A 20,295-nucleotide genomic window follows, 5' to 3' on the forward strand; every position below is an offset into this window, starting at 1 on the left:
AACGTACTACCTTTGTTTGTCTATATATTATATTTTATCTGTGTATATGTCAATAGTTTTTAGTTATTTAAGTCATCATTGGTAGGATGTTCTATGTTTATAGTTATATATTTGTTAATTTTGACCATATTTTTACTGTTTTCCACTCGTTAATTATCAAAAATTCATTTACTTCATGTCGTTTATTTGCTAAAATACAAACTAATGATGCTAATGAGACGAAGAGTAAGGCATGTGTTTACACGACAGCCTTGCTCTTTTTTTATATTTTTTAAGCGGAGTGGACTGACCGTACAGTTTTCCAATCTGGAAATATGATCCGGGCTTCCGAGTCCGGATATCTGCCCACCAGAAAATCGATGCAGGGGACCGAGGAAGGCAAAGCCTTCCTGGAGAAGAGGCCGGACGGCGCTATCTGTTCTTCATCAACAATTCCTCTAAGTCCTCCGAGTCCTTTGGAGACCACAGAAACAAGGAGTCCCTGGCACGAATTTTATAGATAATAAAAAGCTGCAAAAGTGAATGTTCACTTTTGCAGCTTTTTTAATGCCGGCGACCGTACTACAGACGAACATTATTATGATCACATTATCTGTATTTGCGGTTATTTTACGCATTCAGAACAGAAAAAAGTGAATTTCCGCCAAAATTATATACGGCAGAGTATTTAACGATAAAATATGGGAGGTGACAGATGAATCGAACAGGCGAATTGCTTTTTGAGATAATTGAGACCTACCAGCGTCATGCCCAAATGGCTAAAAATACAAAATACCAGGAGACCCGCGAGATGGCGCAAATGATAATCGATGTGGATATATTAGCTATGTGGTTTTTAACACAGCGAACGTCGGACACCAAATGATGGCTGATGTAACGTAGTGAGATACGCATATAAAAGTCGCCCGGGTATATAGGGGAAATATACCTGGACGACCGCAAAGAAGAGCTGCTGGAAAAATCATATCACTTTTTTCTCAATAAATCAACGCTTTTTTACTCTACTCTGCTAAATTTATGCAGTTATGTATACAAAAAATGCGGCCGCCAATACAGCTAAGCCGCAAGTTAGAAAAGCAAAAACACAATTATTATAGCGCGCGTATATCATTTTGTAAAGAAGAAATTTATTGTATCACATTTTCTCTATCAACATATAATGATAGTGGAGATGGAGATGTGATATATACCTTAATTTAATTTTTTAACAACGGTGGTAAGCTGTGCTAACTGTCATTTTATGATTTTTATCCTTTGTAAAATTCACCGCATTAAGCCGATTGGATGTGTATAACAATCTGATATAGCCCCGGAGCAATCTGGGGCTTTATTGTCTTGCCTTTCTTCTATCATATCATTTTAGGTGTCTCTACTACTGATCACCTATACATGAATTACACACAAAAACCGCTCAGTGTATGGGGATACTGAGCGGTTTTACATGAATACTCTTCTGATACGCCAGAAAAATATATGAAATAATACGAGCGAATTTATTATATCATTTCTGTGACCTTCTGGCAAGAGGTGTGTTTTAAAAATCGACGGTCGTGAAGCACCATTAGAAGTAAGGAGGCCCAAGCGGACCACCTATATTATGCCGAGGAGGCAGGGCGGAACCATGGGGTAGCTGCCGCCCGTTATTGTTCATCACAAGCCTTCAAAAATATTTTTATTAATTCTAAGGCATATTTTTTCTTATGAATACTGCATTTGCTCAAAGCATCGATAAGCGCTTGTTGCTCTTCTTCACCATTAAAGGTGGGGAAAATTTTCTCATTATTTCCGAAGATTAAATAGTCTATAGATATATGAAGACATTCTGCAATACTAAGTATTGTATTAATCGACATTCCACATGTCCCTCGCTCGATATCTTGATAGTACTTATATGACCGTTCAATCTTCTCAGCCACTTCTTCCTGGGTCAATCCCATTATTATCCGTTGTCTCCTAATTCTTTTTCCCACCATCATCGGATCATATCTTTTCAACTATTTTCCCTCTTTTACAGTAAAGCATAAAATACTGATTACAATTTATATATCAAAGCACAGTAGTAGTATGGCTTCAATTACAAATTTTATAACATACAGATCATGTTTTCAGGCGGCCCAAGCGGACCGCCCTTTTCTTACCACTCAAACTGGCAGCGGAATTTTCTGCCGTGAGATTCCTACAGCGCTTCGATAAACTTTTTCACGCCCTGATATATCTCCTTGTACGGCAGCCCCTCCTCCATCAGCGTAGCCAGATGCAGCTCCACCACCGTTTCCAGTGATTTTAAGTGCATCAGCGTCCTCTGGTATGCCTTGTCCCTCCCGCCGCTCTCTATGCCTAATCTGCGGTTTATGAGCTTGGTCAGCGACACATAATATCTGTCTGCGTGCTGGCTGCCCTGTGCCCTCGCATACTCCACGAATAACTTGATCTGATCCGTCTCGGCCTTGCGTACCTCTTTGGTCTCACGACGGATTCCCAGCCACTTCTCGTCTTTCTCGGAAGCGATGTAGTAACCGTTCTTTTTGATGGACTGAATAACATCATAAACCCAATCATAAAAATCCCCAGCAACCTTTTGCCTGGAATACCTACAGATTTCGTATATTCCTTTTTCGGGATACATATAGGCTCTTTCGCCATTCCTGTAATGTGGATTTGACCCCTGCAAACTGAGGGGGTCAACTTTTACGCTCATGGTGTCAAGTCGGTCATGGTGTCTGTTATGTATGTCTTCTATACCTTTGCTCGGATTTTTATACTTCAAGGCGTATCCTATCTGGGTTCTGCTCATAAAGATATCACCGGTTTCATTTACATAAAAATCACACTTCGTTCCTAAAAAGTCTCCCTGTTTAACAAGTCTTAGTTTCATAAAATATACCTTCCTTTCAATTTAAAAAGCCCCAGGATTCCTCCCAGAGCTTCAGTCACATCATTATTCTGTTGTTTGCTATTCCACCCACTGCACCTCAAGATTGCCCTGTGCAAGGTTATTCGTTACCATCAGCGCCCCATATGTCTCCATATCAGCCTTTGATGGGTTAAGCACATAGGCCAGGCCGCCAATCACAGTGTATCCAGTAACCATGTTCCCGTAATCGTCCACGTAGAACCACTTATTCTTATATTTCACCCAGCGGTTTTTCTGCAACTCGCCATTAATCGTAAAATGCCAGTTCCCGGTGCCGTCCTCGAAGCTCTTCACCTCGTCCGCCTGTCCGCGAATCCTCAGGCAGAAGTCCGTCCATAACTCCGGGCTGTCCATCATCTTACGCGGACACCATTTACGCTTTGCATCGTAATGCCGGATCACCCGATCGGCGGGGATCCCCGTCTCCTGAATCAGGTGCCGTACCAGGTCTACACAGTTAAGCCGCGCTTTGTCGTAGTTGCTGTCCGGATTAACGCAGATCTCGATATTGATCGTGTTGTTGTTATTGACTCCAGCCACCAGCGGCGTGCCGTACTGCTTGCCGACAGCCCATGCTCCGTCTGTATGGTTGAGTGTCTGGTAGATTGCTACATCATCAACGTAATAATGAACCGATGTAGCCAGATTGCAATTATTATGCGCCCTGGAATGAGCGGCAGCCCCGGCGCCACGGTTAAAATTGTCAGTCTCATGGATTACAATGTACTTTGGGTGATTCTGACTTGCATAGCAATTAATCTGTTTGATCTGTTTCGTAATAGGTAACATAATCGTCCTCCTTCAAAAAGAAAAGGGCCCGGAATCCCAGGCCCAGAAAAAGTTGTGATATTACAACCGTTGCGATATCGCAACAGCTCCGGCTCTAACCCTGCCGGCCGGTAGATACGCGGATCATCTCCGGCGTTAACGGCCGCCTCCCTGATAATCTGTATTGTCGATCTTATCCTTAAGTACAGATATATATTTTAATAGCCATTCAGGCACGTCAGCGCCCATTCTGCCGGCGTTTTCGATGATGGACAGCAACTCATTAAGCAGATACCAAACGGCCACTAAAAGCCCGAAAAACGTGCTTGCAGGCATAGTCATGCCCAGTGTACCGGATACCGTAGTAAACACATAATCAACTATCATAGCCACGGCAATCACGCATAGATATCCAACCTTTTTAATGATTCCCTTCGCGCCTTTCTTGCTGCTCCACCCATAAGTGGGATCTTCGGGGTAATCCATTGCTTCCCGCTTGCTTGCCAACATGCCGGTTACGTAGTCCACAATCATCATTGTAGCTAGCGCACAGAGTACCGGAAAAAGAATTCCCAACTTGTCACTTAAGAAGGCAACGGCTGCCGCCATTGCCCCCTGAATCGCAATATATGCTTTTCTCATCTTACACCTCCGGATTGTCCTTCAACCATTTTTCTGTTTTGGCCCTCCAAAAATTAGGGATCTCATCAATCGTAATAACACCGCGCCTGATCCGCAGCCCGTAAAATGCACCCATTATACTGCACCTCCTTCAGCCAGCGTTCCCACGGCTGCGCCAAGATCATTAATAGCACCGTCCTGTACTGCCATGCCTGTCTCCAGCGCGTCCAGACGCTTCTCCTCGGCGGTTTTCTCACGCAGGCTATACGTTGTAAGGACGGCGCCATCAGTAGCGATTACGGACGTCTCAGACACAAGCACGAGATCAGTATAATTTCCTACCACGGTACCGTCTCCGTTTTTGATCTGTACGGTTGTGAGATTATCTGGTGTCAATGCCTCCCATGTTGCCACCATAGCCGCCCGATCAGCCGCCGCCACCTGTAAGGCTCCCAGGCTTGCGCCTGCCTCCAGTTCAATAATAGTTCCATTTTTTAAGATCATAGTGTCCTTCATGTACGGACTCCTTTCTCCCTTCCGGGTATAAAAATAAGAGCCTTTCAGCTCTGATTAACGAGTTTCTTATTCATTTAAATAGTGATTTAAGCTATAAAGTTTTGCCATCTGGCAATATATTGGCTTTGGGACGTGGCTTATATTATGCCTATCCTAGTTGCACCAATCTGCCACCGGTTACAGGACAAGCCTTCTGGTTATCAGTCAATGGAGTCGATGACAATAACAGAATTATTGAAGCAATCCCAGCGGGAGCTGGATATAAGTATTTTTATAAGGCTCGAAAAACTGAAGGATCGTGGAGTGGGTGGAATAAGTATCTTGACGACTCCGATTTAGTTGTTTCTCAAATTGATATATCTCCTTACAAAACGGCAAACATTGTAGGCACAACATCTATATGTTATCTGCAAAAATATGGTAAGATGGCTGTAATAACAATCGGCAGTATCTTATTAAAATATCAGACACAAGGTAGTAATATCATTTTTACGATCCCTGGATATGCCCCGTTGCAGAAGACCGCCATATTATTACGTGGCAGCAATGGCAATACATATGCCGGTTTTGCCTTTGGCGATAGTAGTATGTCTATCCAATTAGATAACCTGCCGACAGGTGACTTATATGTCTATGGCCAGTTTACAGTAGTTCTTAAATGATCATTTTACGCGGCGATAAATGCTATTTGACCGTATAGCACCTTGTTGGCAGGGATAGCTGTACCGGTATAGTTTGCAACATAAAACTTGCCATCAGGCGACGAATAGCAGTAGTACGGTTTACCATCAGATGTCGTCAGCACACAATTGGCCTTTTTACTGGGTATACCTTCCGCAATCGAAATTAACTCGTATGTAGCACCAGAAGCAAGTTCTTTTTTTGTCGTAAGCTCAAAACTTAATGTAGTGAGTCTCCCCAAATTCTGCCAAATGATTTTCCCAGTGAAGCTGGCACTCGTAATATTTGATGTTTCACCGATTACCACGGCTAAATCACTATTTTGTTTATCAAGCTGTTCCTTCAAAGTCTTTCCTGCAACGGCATCAAGCGCGCTCTGCCCTGCTACTGTTGCCATGAAATTGTTTGTTAATGGAGGCAGTGGTCCTGTGTCTCCTTTTTCACCTTTTGGGCCTTGCGGTCCAGCCGGTCCTACATTACCAGTGTCTCCTTTTGGACCTTGCGGCCCCGTCGCACCTGTATTTCCCTGTATTCCTTGCGGTCCAGCCGGTCCTACATTACCTTTAGGGCCTTGTGGTCCAGTCGCTCCAGTATCCCCTTTTGGTCCCTGTGCACCTGCCGGCCCTTGCGGTCCTATATCGCCCTTTGCACCTTTTGCATAACCAATAATCACATCAACCATTGCCATATAGTTACCTCCTATTTTCCATTGTCATAACTCCATTTAATAGCCCCATTTTCATTATCATATGAAAATGGAGGGCTGTCATAAAAAGCATCATCATACACACAGTGTATAGCACTGTTATCCTCATCATCAGTATAGATGTATAAACGGCTCAGTGCCGGTATATTAACTCCAGATTTTCCTTGCGCGCCATTCTGCCCCGGTTCTCCCTTCGGCCCCTGTATTCCTTGCGGCCCCCGTGGTCCTACATCTCCTTTAGGGCCTTGTACTCCAGCTTCTCCAGTCTCTCCTTTTACCCCCTGTAGCCCCCTTGGCCCTGTGGCTCCTTGCAATCCTTGTGGTCCAGGATCTCCTTTTTCTCCTTTGAATTCTCCAGACTGTAACCGGCTAACTAAATCATTTCTAATAGATTCAGCATTGGCTGCTGCTCTATTGGCATTGGCTGCTGAAATATTGGCATCGTGAGCGGATTTTTCAGCATCTTCTGTAGCCTTAACGGTCCGTGGATATATGTTTTCATATTGAACCAATTGAGTAATAAGGCCCTCTGCATCTGCTTCCAATTGATCCAGTTTTCCGATATATCCACCCGCATCCAGGCTACTTTCATTGATGGTATCTTCGCTGACATGGTATATGAACTTGCATGAAGATGTACGCCCATTACTATATTTAAATTTTACATCGGCTACAGCCTTCCCAGGTATAGACAGTTCATTCCCTAAAAGCCTATATACATAGCCATTCCCAGACTTTACGAGATTTCCCACAACTGGGATACGGTTCTCAAGTCTAATATTAATGGTTGCGCTAACTGCATCGGTCACATATACACCGTCATTTTTTACCCGGAGTGTAAACTGAATCTGTCCATAGTCTCCCTGTGTGAGACAGATACCGGTATCAATCGGATCACTGTATTTCGTGTTTAACTCAATATCATAGTTTACCATCTATACCACCTTTCCCATGATTACATACGACGCCCCTGCTCTTATCAACAAAACTTTATCTCCTATGGATGGCGCATAACTGGAAATATATTTATACGGCTTCTGGCTGGCCGTTCCCTCCCCATAAAAGCGGACATATGGACGCCCGTTAGATATACTCGTCACAGTTGCCATTCGATAAGTTTTTCTCTCACCTACGACATAATCTTTTATGTCCTGGAGACGTTCACCCGGATTATCATAGATCATAATTTCACCACCCGTTTTAATGTATGGGTCATAGTTCCCCCAACGCTCAATTCCATCTCCCACGCATATTCAATATACTTATTTCCAACACCGAGAGTTGTTTCATTTACAAAGATACAGTCGCGGTACTCATGGTGTGGCATCAGACCTGTAGGAATCGTAATGGTATCATAAGTCTGACTCTTTTCTATCGCAATTCTTCTGACAAGTGCATCAAGGGTTTCCTGATCTGCGATATCATCAACGCTTTCGATATCAACAACATTCCTTCCACGGTTTACTGTTGATATTTTACTTCCCACACTGTCGTTCACATATTCGCTTCTCAATTCCTCCCCATCCGGATCGTCTGTATATCGGACAAATATATTCGGGACATTGTACATATCAAGGCTCTGCTTCGCTCCTGCCTTAATAAGGCTTTTGTCATCCGTACGGTATGAGTGTTCCGTTCTGCGGTTTACTGGCTCCACATATCGGCGGCTAACAGCATACCCGTTGCCATTAAAATGCAGCGGCTCATAGTTGATCGCTGTCAGCAGTGCGTTAATAACTTCCAGTTTGCTTGTACCGATCTCAAACTCAATATTTTCGCGGGCCATTAATACCGAAGTCTCAATATTTATTTTTTTAATCCCGGCCCCATTGATGAGGTTTCTTACTTCCCTGACGTAGTTTGATCCGGAAGCGATAAAAAGACGTTCCCGGATCTTGTCTTCACGCAGAATTGTACTGTAATCATAACAGTCAATATTCTGATATATTCCACAGTTCTGTGTCTGACGCTCCGGGCTGCTCATGATATAGATTCCGAGTGGATATTTCAGCCAGCCATGCTCTGTCAGCAGCATAAAAACGGGGCGGATTCTAAGATCAGTCTCCTTAAAATCCACCCCTGCGGTTTCCTCCACAATAAAATTTCCAGTACCCATGATCTCCTGGGAGCTGTCAAACCGGATACTTCCGGATACATTATCAAGGTCTTTCAGTTTCCGTTCGTTTCTGTCCAGCAGTTCGAAACGAAAATCAATCATTCTGTCACCTTCCAGCCGTTTTAAAACTTCTTCGTGGGTATATCCTCCCTGTGCCAGATTAGTCACCGAACCTCACCCCCAGATCGTAATTGATACGGCTTAACGACAAATCGAAAGTCTTCCCTCTGTCAAAAAGATCATTTTTAAAGCTAAAATCTGTAATCTCGCAGCAGATACAGGTTTCCGAGTTACGGAACAGATAGATCCCATTCAGGCCATGGATCCGTTCCAGCAATTCTGCCTCCTTATTCGGAAGGTAGAAAGAGGTACTTATCGTTGATTCTTTATGAATACCGGATTCTTTCACCTTATACGTACGGCCTTCGTAGCTGACCAATTCCGATTCATTGCTCTTCTTCTGTTGTATTTCGATATGCCAGTCACTGGTAGATTTTATAATCCGGATACTCTCTGCAAGGTTACTTACCTCAGCCAGGCGCACGCCTTTATATTTAACGATAATATCTGCCTCAGTACTATCGGTGTAACCGCCTGCGTACGCCCTGATAATATAACGGTACAGCCTTCCAGACTTCACCGTGTAATCCTCGTATTCGTTTCCTGCAAACCTGCCTATGGGGCTGTACACTCCGCCTTCTTCCGAACGATACACATATTTTGTACCAGCTGCCGAATCCGTAGTTATCTTCACCCCTGCATCAAGTGCCGATACCCTTATAGACGGTTTGGGCGGTACCGGGGCTGTAATACTGAATACCTGAGCGCTCTCATCTGACCAGATCCCATAGACGCTCCCTATCCGCATTTTAACGACATACTGGCCGTTTTCCAGCATCATATCAGGCACATATGAATCAGACAGTCCTCCGGCCCGTTCGCCGCTGTCATGAATGGTTTTTCCGTCCTTTATGATCTGCAAAGTATAGACTGCATTTTCTGATTCATTGCATTTCCAGGTTATTTCTGTAATAGCCTCATTCTTCATTCCCGTTATAATCGGACTAGCCGGCCTCCCGGTGAGTTCGAATGTCCCGTATGCATACCCTGAAGCCGCATTAATGGCGTTATAGGTCTGTACTCTCCATTCTACGATACCGATAGATATTGCAGCCGTTTCCATCGTATAGGACTGATCTGAAGTATTCTGTGAAATTGTGGTCCATTCAGCTTCTCCCTGTTTACGCCAGCCAAATTCAAACTTCGCCTGTCCTGTATCGTAGAGCGAATTATATTTCCACTGAAATGTAATACTTCCACTTTTCTCAATTACGTCACCGTTAGGATATAGAATCGTTGGAAGGCTGGGAACTGCGTTATTGTATACTACATTGATATATGGGGTCCTTCCGCCCTCCTTGCTTGTAAACTTCCAAGATAAGTTTGGTACTACCTTATCATCAATGCTGTAAACTGCCAAAACAACGTTATTCTTTCCGACATTATTTTTTACGATACTGGTTACATCCCATTCAATCCATTCGTTGTTATCCTCCACCGTGGCTTTGGTTTCATATTCTGTTGGGGACCATGCTATATCACTGTCTAGGTACTTGCTGTAAAACAAATTACCTGTAAGATTAGAGATATCCGGGATATTATATTGTGCGCATCCTATGATACTGTTTTTCACTTTTATTTTGTTATGCAGTCTTATAACCGCTGACACAATTTCTTTGTTATCAAATGCAGGGAAATTGAATTGAACAAAGATTCCCATAAAGGCTGATGCACTGATCTCTCTCCACATTGCAAGTTCTGCACTGCCATAGTTATTATCGCTCCCGGAATAACGACTGATAAATGTATCTCCAGTACAGATAATTGTCTGTTCTGCCATTATAGTTTGCTCCTTCCCGTTCGGTATGCCTGGCTTTCCTGCTGTGCCAGTTTTACGACTTTGTTAAAATCATCAACATTGCTGGCATCAATGGTACAGTAAAATACGTTGACTGTTCCAGCTCCGTTCTTAGCAACATTGCTCGGCACAACACGAGCTCCTCGCGGAAGACGCACCAGTTCCGGCCCGTGTTCACCCACCCAAGCGTCACCATTCATCGAATAGTCGGTTCCTGAAGCATAATGAGGTACTTGTTGCGCTGTATTCACAGTGCTGGTCACTGCGCTCACACTGTTTCCCACACTATTCATTGCATTTTGCAAATCATTCCCCTTACCAATAAGTACTGCGATGACTGTAGCAAGTGCAATCAGGGCGGCCACAACTCCGACAATAATCGCCGTGGTCTTTAATGTCTGAATATCCATGCCTTTAAACATTTTCACAACGCCCTTTCCTGCATCTGTAACACTCTTGATCCCCTTATATACCAGTACAAACCCACTCGCTGCACCTACAAGCCCGACCAATCCCTGAATCACAGGGATTGGCACCTTTGCGATTACTTCAAACAGATCGGTAAGGATCGGAGCGAGAGCAAGCCCGAAATTATTCTTCAGGTTCTTGCTGGTATTATCCATCCGCCGCATAGCATCATCCAGTTCACCGAACTTTTGTAAGTTTTCTGTACTCATGACGTATCCGACAGTATGGGCTTCCTTTCCCAGTTCCTTAAATCGTTTACTTCCAGCTTCTATTAACGGATTTAATTCTTTTGCTGAGCGTCCGAATAAATCCATAGCCATAGAATCACGCTCTGTCTCATTTGTCATTTTTCCAAGTGCATCTATCGTATCATAAAAAACAGCTTCTGCACTTCTGAGCTCTCCGTTATGTTCTTTATACTTGACACCGAGTCTAGCAAATTCTTTCTGAAGATCTTTGTTGCCGTCTCTCGCATCCGCCATACTCCTCACCATTTTGGACATGGATGAACTAATTTGATCCGTGGAGACGTCCAGAAGTTCGGCAGCATAATCCAGTTCCTGTAAAGTATCTGTTGACAGACCTGTAACACTGGAAAGGGTAAGAATATTATCTGAATATTCAGCAGCCGACTTTGAACAGTCAATCAATTTGGTCGCAAGGGTACCGAGCGCGATTACTGCCAACCCGACTTTTTCATCCACGCCGTCAAATTTAGACGCGAATGCTTCAACCATTGGATTTACTTCTACTCCCAGCGTATTGGCTATGTCTCGGATCGTATCCCCAAAAGAGCGTTGTTTTTCCTCCGATTCTTCCGTCTCTTCTCCTGCTTCGTGCTGCTGTTTCGAATACTCATCCAGCTCCTTACAGGCCTGACCGTATTCCCCGTTCAGTTTTTCCAGAGTCGTACGTGCGTTCAGTAGTTTTTTGTCTAGGGCATCAACCTGTTTTTCGGTTGCATTTCCGCTTGTCATTGCCTTATCGTATGCCTTCCGATTCTCGTCTACAATTTTACTCTGAAGCTTTATTTTCTGCGACAACACTTCTTTTTTTATTGTTAGTTGGTCAGTTTCCGTACCATAATTTTTCGCCTGTTCTTTTGCGAGCTTAAATTCTGCTTCCAACAGTCCCATCTTCCTGTTACATTCTGCAATTCCTCCGCTGAATTCGGAGTAATCTAGCCCCAGAACAATAGAACGCTTATATTGACTCGCCACTTCCGAACCCCTCCAATTCTTTCATCGATGTGATTGTGGGTGCCTTAAAATATTTCGTCTCATATTCATCGTCTGTTTCCATGTTCTTTTCATCATTATAGATGTCTATCAGTTTTATTATTTTTACCAGGCTGCTTTTCCAAAAACCAAGCTCAGACATTTTCATCTTTACACAATATAAATAAAAGATAAAATCAAAATCGAAAAGCAGCTGGTTTAACTGGATTTTGCCAGCCCCACCAACATCTGAGCGATCACTTTTTTTGTAATTGCATCCTCCATTTCCTTATCCATAGAACCAGTCGAATCAAGATAATCTGTTATAATTTCGTTTAAATCAGCAGGACGTATTGACATCGCTAGGGCTTTAGCTTCCTCTATGGTGTAATCCGTATGGTTCACTTTAATTCCAGAGTATAATACAATTGCTCCAAATTCTTCTATCGGGATTTCAGTCACGCTCTGATTAAGTTTTATAAGTTCTTCCTGCATATAGCAGACTGCCCTCATGTTAAACGTAGCAATGAAAGACCTGTCGTTAAATACGATCTCAACCTCATTAGCCGGTGCTACCGCAATTTTTTTCATCATTAATCTCCCTTCGCCGGGTATGTGCTCGGTCCCGTTGCAAACCATTTAGATACCTGCGCATTTGTAAAATCCGGATTAGCTGCATCACCAAAAAAACGCAACCATTTATCACTTTCACGAGGAATAAAATTTATGGTAACACTGTCAGTCGAAAAAGTAATATTACCTTCAGACTGTTTATTTGTGGAATTAATCGGCTGTACCTGTCCTTTTAAAAGCCATACATACTCGCTTTTTCCTCCAGTCTGTTCTACCTCATACCCAAGTGCAATATATGGAGGCTCATCTCCTGCGGACTCTATTACTATACCGTCTTTAAACTGATTTCCGCATATTTCCGCCCTCACCTCTGCAAAGACCTTGTTCACGTCTGCCACCACGGCAATACCGTTAAGAATGGAGACATCCTCCTGCTTTAATCCTTCTCCATACAGTTCCCCTTTCGACACGCTAGGAGTAAGCTGGATCTGCATGGCTTTCCCGAAGTCTTTTACTTCTCCATACGTTGTACCAGAGTTATTATCTGTAATCAGCAGACAGTATTTCAGATTTTTTACATTGATTCTGTTTGATTTTGCACTTTTGCTAGTCATAAATACCACCTTCCATTTTCTCGAATTTTATAATTGCTCTCCATAGTTTCGTTGCCGGATCACAGCTTTTCTCCACAACTGGTATGGAGTATTCTGGCATCCTAATCGCATTCAGGAATTTTTTCACCGCATCATTCAGTGCCATTCTTTCTCTATACCATAGATCAACTTCATAGCTGCTTACCCATTCCTGAACGGAACCATCTCCGTTCATTCCAGAATCAGTATAATAATCAATGCATGTTGCACATGCTGGAATCAGCGGATCAGGATCTTCCAGTACCGGAATATTCAATTCCGTTTCGATGATTTCTTTCACCGTCATTCCGTCACCTTCTTTACCATATCATCAATCGCCTTTTCTACTTCTCCCTGTGCGTCTTTCATGGCCTTATCCATAAATTGATTCCCCGGCACCCAGGTATAGCCGTCACGGGCAAAATGGCCGTCATTTATCTTATTCCACTTATAGCCGGTCATTTTCCCACCGCGGATACTTGCATACAGCATCCCATTTTTATCTTTCCGTACATCTGCGGTTACATCATCCCTGACATGTTCATACGGCCGGCTGCCGTCATAGTTGGAGGGCGGTATTTCTTTTGCGCGTGCTTCAATATCACTGTTGTGTAGATACTTTTTTATTTTTCCTTTGACGATAGTACCGAGTTTTCGGAGCAATGGGCGTTCCTGGCTTTCAAGTTCTTTCGGCATTTTTGATAACATCTGATCAATTTCAAAAACACCTTGCTCATAATCGAATTTCACATCCATTCAATCACCTCACCGTTATCTCCATTTCCCCAATATTTTTCTGGAATGTCCTAATAATGGTATACAGCTCTCCATCATACCGGATTTGTGAAGGCCGATATCTCTGATTACCGATTTCCATGATACATTTATTATAGTCATCTGGATTAATATTGATTGTCAGTTTAGGTGTAAGACCGACACCATAAGCCGCAAAAAATTCATTTCTTACTACACTTTTTACCTCGCAAAACACTTCTGTTTCATGAAGAATTATTTTTACACCTTCCGTAACTGATGTAATCAGCATACAGACGTCATTACGCATTATAATCACCACACAGACTTAGGGAATCTCTCAGTGCCGTATAAGCTCTTTCGTAACGGTCGGAACTTCCATCATAGTTATACTGCCATTTACAATATAACTCTACGGACTTAACAATAAGGGGATCATTTTCTTTCCCGTCAGTAGCAACGCCCACCCGTGTTAGATCACGCAGGCAGGCGTTTATATTTGCGTCGATATCATTATCCAGTTTGTCATGTGATATTCGCATAGAAAGTTTTATTTGCTCTATCATATTCTATAACCTCTTTTTACGCATTCTTTTTGGTCACAGTCACAAGTGAATTTTTATCGATTACTTTTCCGTCACAGATCATGACAGCTTTTGTGATCTGATCCTCGGTGTCGTTGTCCTCATAACTTTTAACTACCATGTTGTAATTGGTGTTAAACATGTAGTCTGACCAGTCAAAGAGGAAGGCTACTACGGTATCCGCTTCAATGGCTGCCCCAAGGCTTGTCATATAATCGTTTAAGACTACCCGGCGTCCGAGGAGCGTTCTCTCAGGCTTTCCGTCAATTCCATAATTTACTCTGGCAATTGGCTGTTTATTTGTATCCACCATGCCTACAAATTTCATAAATGTCTTCTTAGTCATATTCCATACTGCGCCGTTCTCATATGCTAGTGGAAGCGCCGCTTCCGCTTCTACGAGAGTCTGGTAAGTCGGATCGGAATTCGCCGCAATATCAATATTACAACCAGATTCCGCCGTTTCTGTTAATACACCTTTCGGCTGCCCTGACCCGGTTCCGAAGATAAACGCCTTTTCCTGAGCCTTTACCATTGCCTCTGACACACTGTTAACAAACACAGTTTCAAAAATCTGTAAAGACATCACAGATGTTTCCAGTGTCATGGAAATAGCACATCTCAATTTGTATCCTTTAATGTCAATCTGCCCGGTTGCCTTCTTCTGCTTATCACTGGTACCGCCTTCTGCTACCCATGTTGCCTCCGGCTTAACACTGGACGTGGGAACTGTGGCTCCAGCCGCATAAGACGTCTTAGTGACAAGCGGCAGAATCATTCCCATTGATTCCATTTTTTCAACAATCCGGTTGACTATGGTCGGAGAAATCACGGATCCTACATCCGTGGTCTTTGTTGTCGCAGATACATTCCTGAATTTCTCAGGAATTGCCGTCCCTTTCAAGACGTAATTCATGAACGCTTTACGATACTCCACGGAATCGTACATATCTTCTGCGTTTTCGTCGTCTCCTCTTCCAAAAGAAGCCCCGTCACCAACTCCGGATAACGGAAGCGGCGGCATAGACAGTGCCCTTAAGTTCGCTTCCGCCTTGGCTGCTGCTTCAAAGTTCTTATCCAACTCCGTCACGGCCTCCATTTTCTTGTTGGCCTCCTCCAGCTTTCCTTCGTTGATAAGCGTCTCCGCTTCGTTGATAAGTGCCTGTCTTTTTGTCTCATACTCTTTTCTATTCATTACCTCTGTCTCCTTTCAGATTTAACAATTTCAGCCTTAACTCAGCCTGTGCTTTGTACATTAAAAAATCCGGGGTTTTCTGTCCCGGATCCTTAATCATGTTTCTTAATTTTGCGATGGTTTCCGGCGGGATTCCTCCGAATGCATTCTGCATTGGGATGGCGTTGTCGGAAAACATAATTTTATCGACAAATCCATGATCTACAGCCTGTTGGGCTGACAAATAGGTTTCGCGGTCCATTAAATCCTGTAATATCTCCGCATCCATTCCGGTCTTGTCGATGTACGCATTCATGATTGACTGGTTGGCGGCCCGCAGGGCATCTCCGGTGTTATCCATGTCTCTGTAATCACCTGACGCCGACGTTTTGACATTATGGATCATAAACATTCCGGTAGGACTGATCTCGCACTCCCCGGCCTGCGCAATTACTGACGCGGCGCTTGCGGCTATTCCGGTAATCTTAATTATTTTCTTCCCGGAATAATTCCTGAGCTCTGTGTAGATTTCTGAACCGGCAAATATGCTCCCACCAGGGGAGTTGATATAGATTTCAACGTCTTCACCTCCAGCAGCCTGCAAAGCCTTAATGATTTTCTTTGGAGATGTGCTCTCTAACCCAAGCCAGTCATATACCCATTCATTCCCAGATTCAATGATCTGCCCCTTCACATCAATTCGCTTTGCCACTCTTCTCACCCCCTTCTAATAGCGCCGTGATTCCGGCCCTCGTTTCATTTACGTTATCCAGATTCATTTGGGCCAGGAGGCCCTTGATCTGGTTGACTGTCTGTGTGTCAAGTCTTCGCAGTGGCTTATCTCCATCAGGCACCGGACTTAAGTTCAGCGTTTCTCTCCATTCGTTCGGTGTTAGGGCTCCTCTGTCTACCATGGCCTGTAAAGCCAGTTTTGTTGACAGGCTGGCACAATGTAGGTTTCCTGCATCGAAATAGATTTTGTTTCCGCAGCCTCGTTCCCTCCGACTGAATAATTTCCTTGTGTACTCTCCTGACATCTGCCCGGCGAGCGGTTCAATCACCAATTCAAAATAGCTATTCCATTCATCTTCCGTGTAATTTGCATGGACGATTTTTTCATTCGTATTGAAAAACGCATAGATCCTCTTTTTGGTATTATCCATCTGCAAAGCGTTGGGGACGTAATCCTTTGGCTCGATCCGCTCCGCTGTCGCTTTGGAATCGACTCCGGCAGCGCCAAACGTAGAACTGGAAATGCTTAAATAGTTGTCCACAAATTCCTGAACAGAACTTTTTAGATCCTCCGGCCGCATAGACGAGTTAAATTTTAACAGCCATCGGATCACACCGCTGTTTTTGATTGCTTTTATGATCCCCTGATCTGTAGTTGATACGATGTCCATGAGCTGTGCCAGGGCTTCTTTTGGGGAATCTCCAAACAAGTCATTATCGTTGAAATCATTCCGCAGGTGAATCACTTCACTGTATGGGAACATGGACGTTTTGCCGTTCAGGTAGTAGAACTTAAGGTATAGTTCCTGATTTTCATACTTTGCTTCCACGCCGGCGGCCGGAATCGGGTACAGCTGTTCCGGTATTCCATTAGGATCCCGTACGATCAGAATAAAGGCGTTGTTGTTTAGTGCAAGCTGTGTCGCCACCTTCTCCTGCATCACCTGGCCGCACATATATGGGTTCGGTTCCTCCAGTAGAAAGCGTATGTACGGCTCAGGATTCACCGAAAAGGATTTCCCGTCATTCCTGACATGCCTTGCTATCAGCTTCCCGACCGCCTTCGCATATGGCCGTATGCATGATCTGACAATATCGGATTCATATAGTTTTCCATTCCACGCAAAAAAGCCGTTTCCCTGCTCGGTGATCATTTTGTAAACAGCGCTTTTCCCGATATTTTGAAAAAAGTTTATTATTCGCATTCTTCTCCTCCTTTCCGTCAGATTATGCTCAGATATTCTTCCAGATGGTTTTCCAGTATGACATATGCGTCCAGCAGGCCGGCCATACCGTCAATTCGTCGCGTACCCTGATTCCCTTTGCATGGCTGAATATTGTCGTTTTTATCAACATCGACCGAGGTATTTGCCAGACACCATTTCAGGATCGGATTATTGTTATAAACCACTCTCTTTTTTGCCAAGTCAGCTCCTAGGGACTTCATCGGACTGCTCAGCGTTTTCTTGCCCTGAATAACGGGTTCCATCGTCGCGAGTCCGAAGGTGTTTTTCATATCCTCCACAAAATACGATGCTGACCACGAGTCGTACCCACACTTAAACAGGTAGATGTCAAGTTCGTTCTGCACTTCTTCGAACCACTCTTTGACGTATTTGTAATGTACCTTATTTCCTGGACTTAATCTCAACAATCCCTGTTCAGCCCATAAGTCATAAGGTATCTTATCCTCCCTTACGCGCTGCTCTAACAGATCTTCCGGCAGCCAATACATTTGTAGCACATAGATTCTGTCATCTCCCGGTACCATGAATATTACGGTGGCGTTCGTCAAGTCCGTGGTGCTGGAAAGGTCGGTTCCCCCGATACCATAACGCGGCTTCAGCGCTTCGAGATCGAACAGCTCCGTGTTATTCAACTGTTCGAATGTCAGCCAAGCCTCGGAAGAAGTCTCGCGGATATTGAATTCCTTGCAAACCAGATTCTTAACAAGCTTTGGATTATCCTTCGCCTTCTCTACCTTTGCCGCAAGGGTTGACTGCTTCTTTATGGTTCCAAGGCCCGGATTTGCTTTCTTCCAGCATTCCGGATCCGTCCATTCTTTCCGGCTGTCCAACTCATAAATAAACGGGAAGAAATGAGGATCCTTGTACCCCACACTGTCAAACAGGCCATTGATAACTTTTTCAGCCTCTTCGTACTTCGCATCGTAGATGTCTTCCCGGATTACTCCGGCCGTGGAGGTAATATATACAAGCGGCTGGTCTCTGGCCGAACAGCCGTCGGCCATGATATCGTAAAGGGCCTTTCCGTTCTTCCATTGGTGGATTTCGTCCATCAAAACACAATGTACGTTAAGGCCGTCCAGCGTATCGCTGTCAGATGCCAGCGGCTTGAAAATCCCATCATTGAAATACTCGGAAGACAGCTCCGCAACCAATGGCTTAATGCGCTTCAAAAGTGCCGGCGATTTCCTCACCATTCGCTTTGATTCCGTCCAGATGATCTTCGCCTGATCTCTCTTCGTGGCAACCGCGTAAACCTCCGGCCCCGACTCCCCGTCTCCAACCTGCATATACAGGCCAACGATGGAAGCCAGAAGGGACTTCCCGTTTTTCTTTCCGACGATTAACACTGACTCCCTGCATTGACGAAAACCATTGATATCCACAAAGCCAAACACCGCAGCCAGGTGCGCTTTCTCCCAAAGTTCCAATCGCACCGGACTACCAGCGCCGGCCCCTTTGGATAGCTTGCAGTAATTCTCCGCAAACTCCAAGACATGGTTTGCCCTTGCCGGACTATAAAAATACTCGCCCGGATTATTGACTTCCCAGGCGAGGTGCTTGTACCACTCGTGTATTTTATTTGATACGACCTCTTCCCCTGATTCTATCAGGTTCCAATATTCCAGGATCGGGTTATAGCTTAATGGATAGACTACTTTCTTTCTGCCGGTCATTAAACATCCTCCCTCCCGTTTACAAAATCCTCAAAGCCGTCGTCTTCCACAACCACTGTTTTTTCTGTTTTCGGAAGACAATCAACCAGTATTTTCATGGCCTGGGTCTGTCTTTGCGAGAGCTGCAAATAATACTGTGCCTCTGGGCTCTGTTTGGTTCCATACTGATTCTCTCCATTCTTGTACTCCACGGTCGTCCCCTCACGGTTGATCGTTTCTCGGAGATCCTGCATTGTAATTGTCATGAAAGCAATGTCCTCAATGGTGGTAAATACAAGCTTCTTTTTGTTCTCATCTATGTTTGCAAAGAGTTTTTTTAATCTGCTTGTCTCCCGCTTAATCCGTTTTACTTTCTCCAAATAGTTGCCAATGCTGTCAACTTCCTCTTCTCTTTTCCTTGCTTCCGCTTCAGATTCCTTGTCTGTGTACACGTTTATACCACACCCCCTTTACGTGCGACCTGTGTATTAAATAAATCTAGGGACACGGTGAATTTAGAAACCACCCACACCTTTATTTAAGGGGGGGAGGCAGCGGTATCGGCTGCCCTGATGCATCAAAGGCAACCAACAGCGCCGCCTTCTTATTCAGGCCATGACCTTCCTCTTCATCGTGACACACTTTGCACTCCCATCTTAAGTTGTCCCAGTTCAATGTGATCTCTGGATCATTGATATTGTCAGGAGTTATCCCAACCTTATGATGCACAATGTATCCCAATCGCTCGTGACACTTCTCACACATTCCGCCATCAATCATTATTCGATTGTTTATGTACGACCTTCGGCAGTCCTTCCATTTTTTCGAATGATAAAACGCCTGTGCGTACTCCTTTGCCATATGTTCACCTTCTTTCAGGAGGAACGACGCCCTGGGTTTCATGCGTCGGTTGAATTATGAGAACGATCATCGGAACATTAGGAATCGAACCTAAGACACACGGCTTATAAGGCCGCCGCTCTCCCGCTGAGCTATGTTCCGTACTCTTTCCGTTTGACA

25 protein-coding genes and 1 tRNA gene are annotated in these 20,295 nt (G+C 44.1%); 2 read left to right on the top strand and 24 right to left on the bottom strand.

The genetic code is table 11. From position 1 onward, the window contains the following. The first annotated feature begins 694 nt into the window (after positions 1-694). A complete protein-coding gene (locus tag M1L66_RS31885; RefSeq protein WP_320954693.1) occupies positions 695-865 on the top strand; it encodes a GNAT family acetyltransferase in 171 nt (56 codons plus the stop codon). A gap of 775 nt (positions 866-1,640) precedes the next feature. Here M1L66_RS31885 and M1L66_RS31890 read toward each other — a convergent pair. From M1L66_RS31890 to M1L66_RS31910, 5 genes are all read right to left on the bottom strand, one after another. Beyond that, entirely contained in the window at positions 1,641-1,994 is a 354-nt protein-coding gene (locus M1L66_RS31890; RefSeq protein WP_243270501.1) for a helix-turn-helix domain-containing protein, read from the bottom strand. Between the two features lie 182 nt (positions 1,995-2,176). Beyond that, complete coding sequence (locus M1L66_RS31895) at positions 2,177-2,875, bottom strand: hypothetical protein (RefSeq protein WP_434689682.1); 699 nt, start codon at positions 2,873-2,875, stop codon at positions 2,177-2,179. Positions 2,876-2,953: 78 nt separating this feature from the next. Beyond that, positions 2,954-3,703 (bottom strand): peptidoglycan recognition protein family protein, encoded by a 750-nt coding sequence (locus M1L66_RS31900; protein WP_187023823.1) that lies wholly within the window; start codon positions 3,701-3,703, stop codon positions 2,954-2,956. Between the two features lie 135 nt (positions 3,704-3,838). Then, positions 3,839-4,324, bottom strand: a complete 486-nt coding sequence (locus M1L66_RS31905) for a phage holin family protein (RefSeq protein WP_187023822.1) — start codon at positions 4,322-4,324, stop codon at positions 3,839-3,841. Between the two features lie 114 nt (positions 4,325-4,438). Further along, complete coding sequence (locus M1L66_RS31910) at positions 4,439-4,819, bottom strand: hypothetical protein (RefSeq protein WP_434689607.1); 381 nt, start codon at positions 4,817-4,819, stop codon at positions 4,439-4,441. A gap of 125 nt (positions 4,820-4,944) precedes the next feature. Between M1L66_RS31910 and M1L66_RS31915 the strand changes: the two genes are divergently transcribed. Further along, a complete protein-coding gene (locus tag M1L66_RS31915; RefSeq protein WP_412950771.1) occupies positions 4,945-5,481 on the top strand; it encodes a hypothetical protein in 537 nt (178 codons plus the stop codon). A gap of 5 nt (positions 5,482-5,486) precedes the next feature. On the opposite strand, the gene M1L66_RS31920 is transcribed toward M1L66_RS31915, so the two are convergent. From M1L66_RS31920 to M1L66_RS32010, 19 genes are all read right to left on the bottom strand, one after another. Beyond that, positions 5,487-6,188 carry a hypothetical protein gene (locus tag M1L66_RS31920; protein WP_434689684.1) on the bottom strand — a complete coding sequence of 234 codons (702 nt, stop codon included), beginning with the start codon at positions 6,186-6,188 and terminating at the stop codon, positions 5,487-5,489. Positions 6,189-6,199: 11 nt separating this feature from the next. Then, positions 6,200-7,141: a BppU family phage baseplate upper protein gene (locus M1L66_RS31925; RefSeq protein ID WP_434689686.1), complete on the bottom strand. Its 942-nt coding sequence runs from the start codon at positions 7,139-7,141 to the stop codon at positions 6,200-6,202. Beyond that, a complete protein-coding gene (locus M1L66_RS31930) occupies positions 7,142-7,390 on the bottom strand; it encodes a hypothetical protein (RefSeq protein ID WP_412951005.1) in 249 nt (82 codons plus the stop codon). Beyond that, positions 7,387-8,490 (bottom strand): hypothetical protein, encoded by a 1,104-nt coding sequence (locus tag M1L66_RS31935; RefSeq protein ID WP_434689689.1) that lies wholly within the window; start codon positions 8,488-8,490, stop codon positions 7,387-7,389. The genes M1L66_RS31930 and M1L66_RS31935 overlap by 4 nt, the downstream gene beginning before the upstream one ends. Beyond that, positions 8,483-10,222, bottom strand: a complete 1,740-nt coding sequence (locus tag M1L66_RS31940; RefSeq protein WP_434689691.1) for a DNRLRE domain-containing protein — start codon at positions 10,220-10,222, stop codon at positions 8,483-8,485. The genes M1L66_RS31935 and M1L66_RS31940 overlap by 8 nt, the downstream gene beginning before the upstream one ends. Next, positions 10,222-11,928, bottom strand: coding sequence for a hypothetical protein (locus tag M1L66_RS31945; RefSeq protein WP_434689693.1), 1,707 nt, complete (start codon positions 11,926-11,928; stop codon positions 10,222-10,224). Before M1L66_RS31945 ends, M1L66_RS31940 begins: the two co-directional genes overlap by 1 nt. Before the next feature lie 216 nt (positions 11,929-12,144). Then, entirely contained in the window at positions 12,145-12,519 is a 375-nt protein-coding gene (locus M1L66_RS31950; protein WP_434689695.1) for a hypothetical protein, read from the bottom strand. Continuing rightward, complete coding sequence (locus M1L66_RS31955; protein ID WP_434689697.1) at positions 12,519-13,112, bottom strand: major tail protein; 594 nt, start codon at positions 13,110-13,112, stop codon at positions 12,519-12,521. Before M1L66_RS31955 ends, M1L66_RS31950 begins: the two co-directional genes overlap by 1 nt. Further along, positions 13,105-13,437 carry a hypothetical protein gene (locus M1L66_RS31960; RefSeq protein ID WP_434689699.1) on the bottom strand — a complete coding sequence of 111 codons (333 nt, stop codon included), beginning with the start codon at positions 13,435-13,437 and terminating at the stop codon, positions 13,105-13,107. Before M1L66_RS31960 ends, M1L66_RS31955 begins: the two co-directional genes overlap by 8 nt. Next, on the bottom strand, positions 13,434-13,886 hold the full coding sequence (locus M1L66_RS31965; protein WP_434689701.1) for a hypothetical protein: 453 nt from the start codon (positions 13,884-13,886) through the stop codon (positions 13,434-13,436). Before M1L66_RS31965 ends, M1L66_RS31960 begins: the two co-directional genes overlap by 4 nt. A gap of 4 nt (positions 13,887-13,890) precedes the next feature. Further along, a complete protein-coding gene (locus tag M1L66_RS31970; RefSeq protein WP_434689702.1) occupies positions 13,891-14,175 on the bottom strand; it encodes a hypothetical protein in 285 nt (94 codons plus the stop codon). A gap of 10 nt (positions 14,176-14,185) precedes the next feature. Beyond that, entirely contained in the window at positions 14,186-14,449 is a 264-nt protein-coding gene (locus M1L66_RS31975; RefSeq protein WP_434689703.1) for a phage head-tail connector protein, read from the bottom strand. Positions 14,450-14,465: 16 nt separating this feature from the next. Next, positions 14,466-15,662: a phage major capsid protein gene (locus M1L66_RS31980; protein ID WP_434689705.1), complete on the bottom strand. Its 1,197-nt coding sequence runs from the start codon at positions 15,660-15,662 to the stop codon at positions 14,466-14,468. Then, on the bottom strand, positions 15,655-16,335 hold the full coding sequence (locus M1L66_RS31985) for a head maturation protease, ClpP-related (protein ID WP_434689707.1): 681 nt from the start codon (positions 16,333-16,335) through the stop codon (positions 15,655-15,657). Before M1L66_RS31985 ends, M1L66_RS31980 begins: the two co-directional genes overlap by 8 nt. Position 16,336: 1 nt before the next feature. Beyond that, entirely contained in the window at positions 16,337-17,578 is a 1,242-nt protein-coding gene (locus tag M1L66_RS31990) for a phage portal protein (protein ID WP_434689709.1), read from the bottom strand. 17 nt (positions 17,579-17,595) lie between these two features. Beyond that, positions 17,596-19,296 (bottom strand): terminase large subunit, encoded by a 1,701-nt coding sequence (locus M1L66_RS31995; RefSeq protein WP_434689711.1) that lies wholly within the window; start codon positions 19,294-19,296, stop codon positions 17,596-17,598. Next, on the bottom strand, positions 19,296-19,727 hold the full coding sequence (locus M1L66_RS32000) for a hypothetical protein (protein ID WP_434689713.1): 432 nt from the start codon (positions 19,725-19,727) through the stop codon (positions 19,296-19,298). The genes M1L66_RS31995 and M1L66_RS32000 overlap by 1 nt, the downstream gene beginning before the upstream one ends. Positions 19,728-19,809: 82 nt before the next feature. Continuing rightward, on the bottom strand, positions 19,810-20,136 hold the full coding sequence (locus M1L66_RS32005; protein ID WP_320954355.1) for a hypothetical protein: 327 nt from the start codon (positions 20,134-20,136) through the stop codon (positions 19,810-19,812). Positions 20,137-20,205: 69 nt separating this feature from the next. Further along, positions 20,206-20,277, bottom strand: a tRNA-Ile gene (locus tag M1L66_RS32010). Positions 20,278-20,295 lie beyond the last annotated feature (18 nt).

This window comes from Hungatella sp. SB206, from assembly GCF_051132295.1.
Taxonomy (GTDB): Bacteria; Bacillota; Clostridia; order Lachnospirales; family Lachnospiraceae; genus Hungatella; species Hungatella effluvii.

What these genes read in the sequence shown, in the direction of transcription:
- M1L66_RS31910 (WP_434689607.1), bottom strand. Translation starts at nt 4,819, where the DNA reads ATGAAGGACACTATGATCTTAAAAAATGGAACTATTATTGAACTGGAG.
- M1L66_RS31950 (WP_434689695.1), bottom strand. Translation starts at nt 12,519, where the DNA reads ATGATGAAAAAAATTGCGGTAGCACCGGCTAATGAGGTTGAGATCGTA.
- M1L66_RS31980 (WP_434689705.1), bottom strand. Translation starts at nt 15,662, where the DNA reads ATGAATAGAAAAGAGTATGAGACAAAAAGACAGGCACTTATCAACGAA.
- M1L66_RS31965 (WP_434689701.1), bottom strand. Translation starts at nt 13,886, where the DNA reads ATGGATGTGAAATTCGATTATGAGCAAGGTGTTTTTGAAATTGATCAG.
- M1L66_RS31995 (WP_434689711.1), bottom strand. Translation starts at nt 19,296, where the DNA reads ATGACCGGCAGAAAGAAAGTAGTCTATCCATTAAGCTATAACCCGATC.
- M1L66_RS31990 (WP_434689709.1), bottom strand. Translation starts at nt 17,578, where the DNA reads ATGCGAATAATAAACTTTTTTCAAAATATCGGGAAAAGCGCTGTTTAC.
- M1L66_RS31885 (WP_320954693.1), top strand. Translation starts at nt 695, where the DNA reads ATGAATCGAACAGGCGAATTGCTTTTTGAGATAATTGAGACCTACCAG.
- M1L66_RS31955 (WP_434689697.1), bottom strand. Translation starts at nt 13,112, where the DNA reads ATGACTAGCAAAAGTGCAAAATCAAACAGAATCAATGTAAAAAATCTG.
- M1L66_RS31900 (WP_187023823.1), bottom strand. Translation starts at nt 3,703, where the DNA reads ATGTTACCTATTACGAAACAGATCAAACAGATTAATTGCTATGCAAGT.
- M1L66_RS31975 (WP_434689703.1), bottom strand. Translation starts at nt 14,449, where the DNA reads ATGATAGAGCAAATAAAACTTTCTATGCGAATATCACATGACAAACTG.
- M1L66_RS32005 (WP_320954355.1), bottom strand. Translation starts at nt 20,136, where the DNA reads ATGGCAAAGGAGTACGCACAGGCGTTTTATCATTCGAAAAAATGGAAG.
- M1L66_RS31930 (WP_412951005.1), bottom strand. Translation starts at nt 7,390, where the DNA reads ATGATCTATGATAATCCGGGTGAACGTCTCCAGGACATAAAAGATTAT.
- M1L66_RS31925 (WP_434689686.1), bottom strand. Translation starts at nt 7,141, where the DNA reads ATGGTAAACTATGATATTGAGTTAAACACGAAATACAGTGATCCGATT.
- M1L66_RS31960 (WP_434689699.1), bottom strand. Translation starts at nt 13,437, where the DNA reads ATGACGGTGAAAGAAATCATCGAAACGGAATTGAATATTCCGGTACTG.
- M1L66_RS31895 (WP_434689682.1), bottom strand. Translation starts at nt 2,875, where the DNA reads ATGAAACTAAGACTTGTTAAACAGGGAGACTTTTTAGGAACGAAGTGT.
- M1L66_RS31920 (WP_434689684.1), bottom strand. Translation starts at nt 6,188, where the DNA reads ATGGCAATGGTTGATGTGATTATTGGTTATGCAAAAGGTGCAAAGGGC.
- M1L66_RS31940 (WP_434689691.1), bottom strand. Translation starts at nt 10,222, where the DNA reads ATGGCAGAACAGACAATTATCTGTACTGGAGATACATTTATCAGTCGT.
- M1L66_RS31905 (WP_187023822.1), bottom strand. Translation starts at nt 4,324, where the DNA reads ATGAGAAAAGCATATATTGCGATTCAGGGGGCAATGGCGGCAGCCGTT.
- M1L66_RS31970 (WP_434689702.1), bottom strand. Translation starts at nt 14,175, where the DNA reads ATGCTGATTACATCAGTTACGGAAGGTGTAAAAATAATTCTTCATGAA.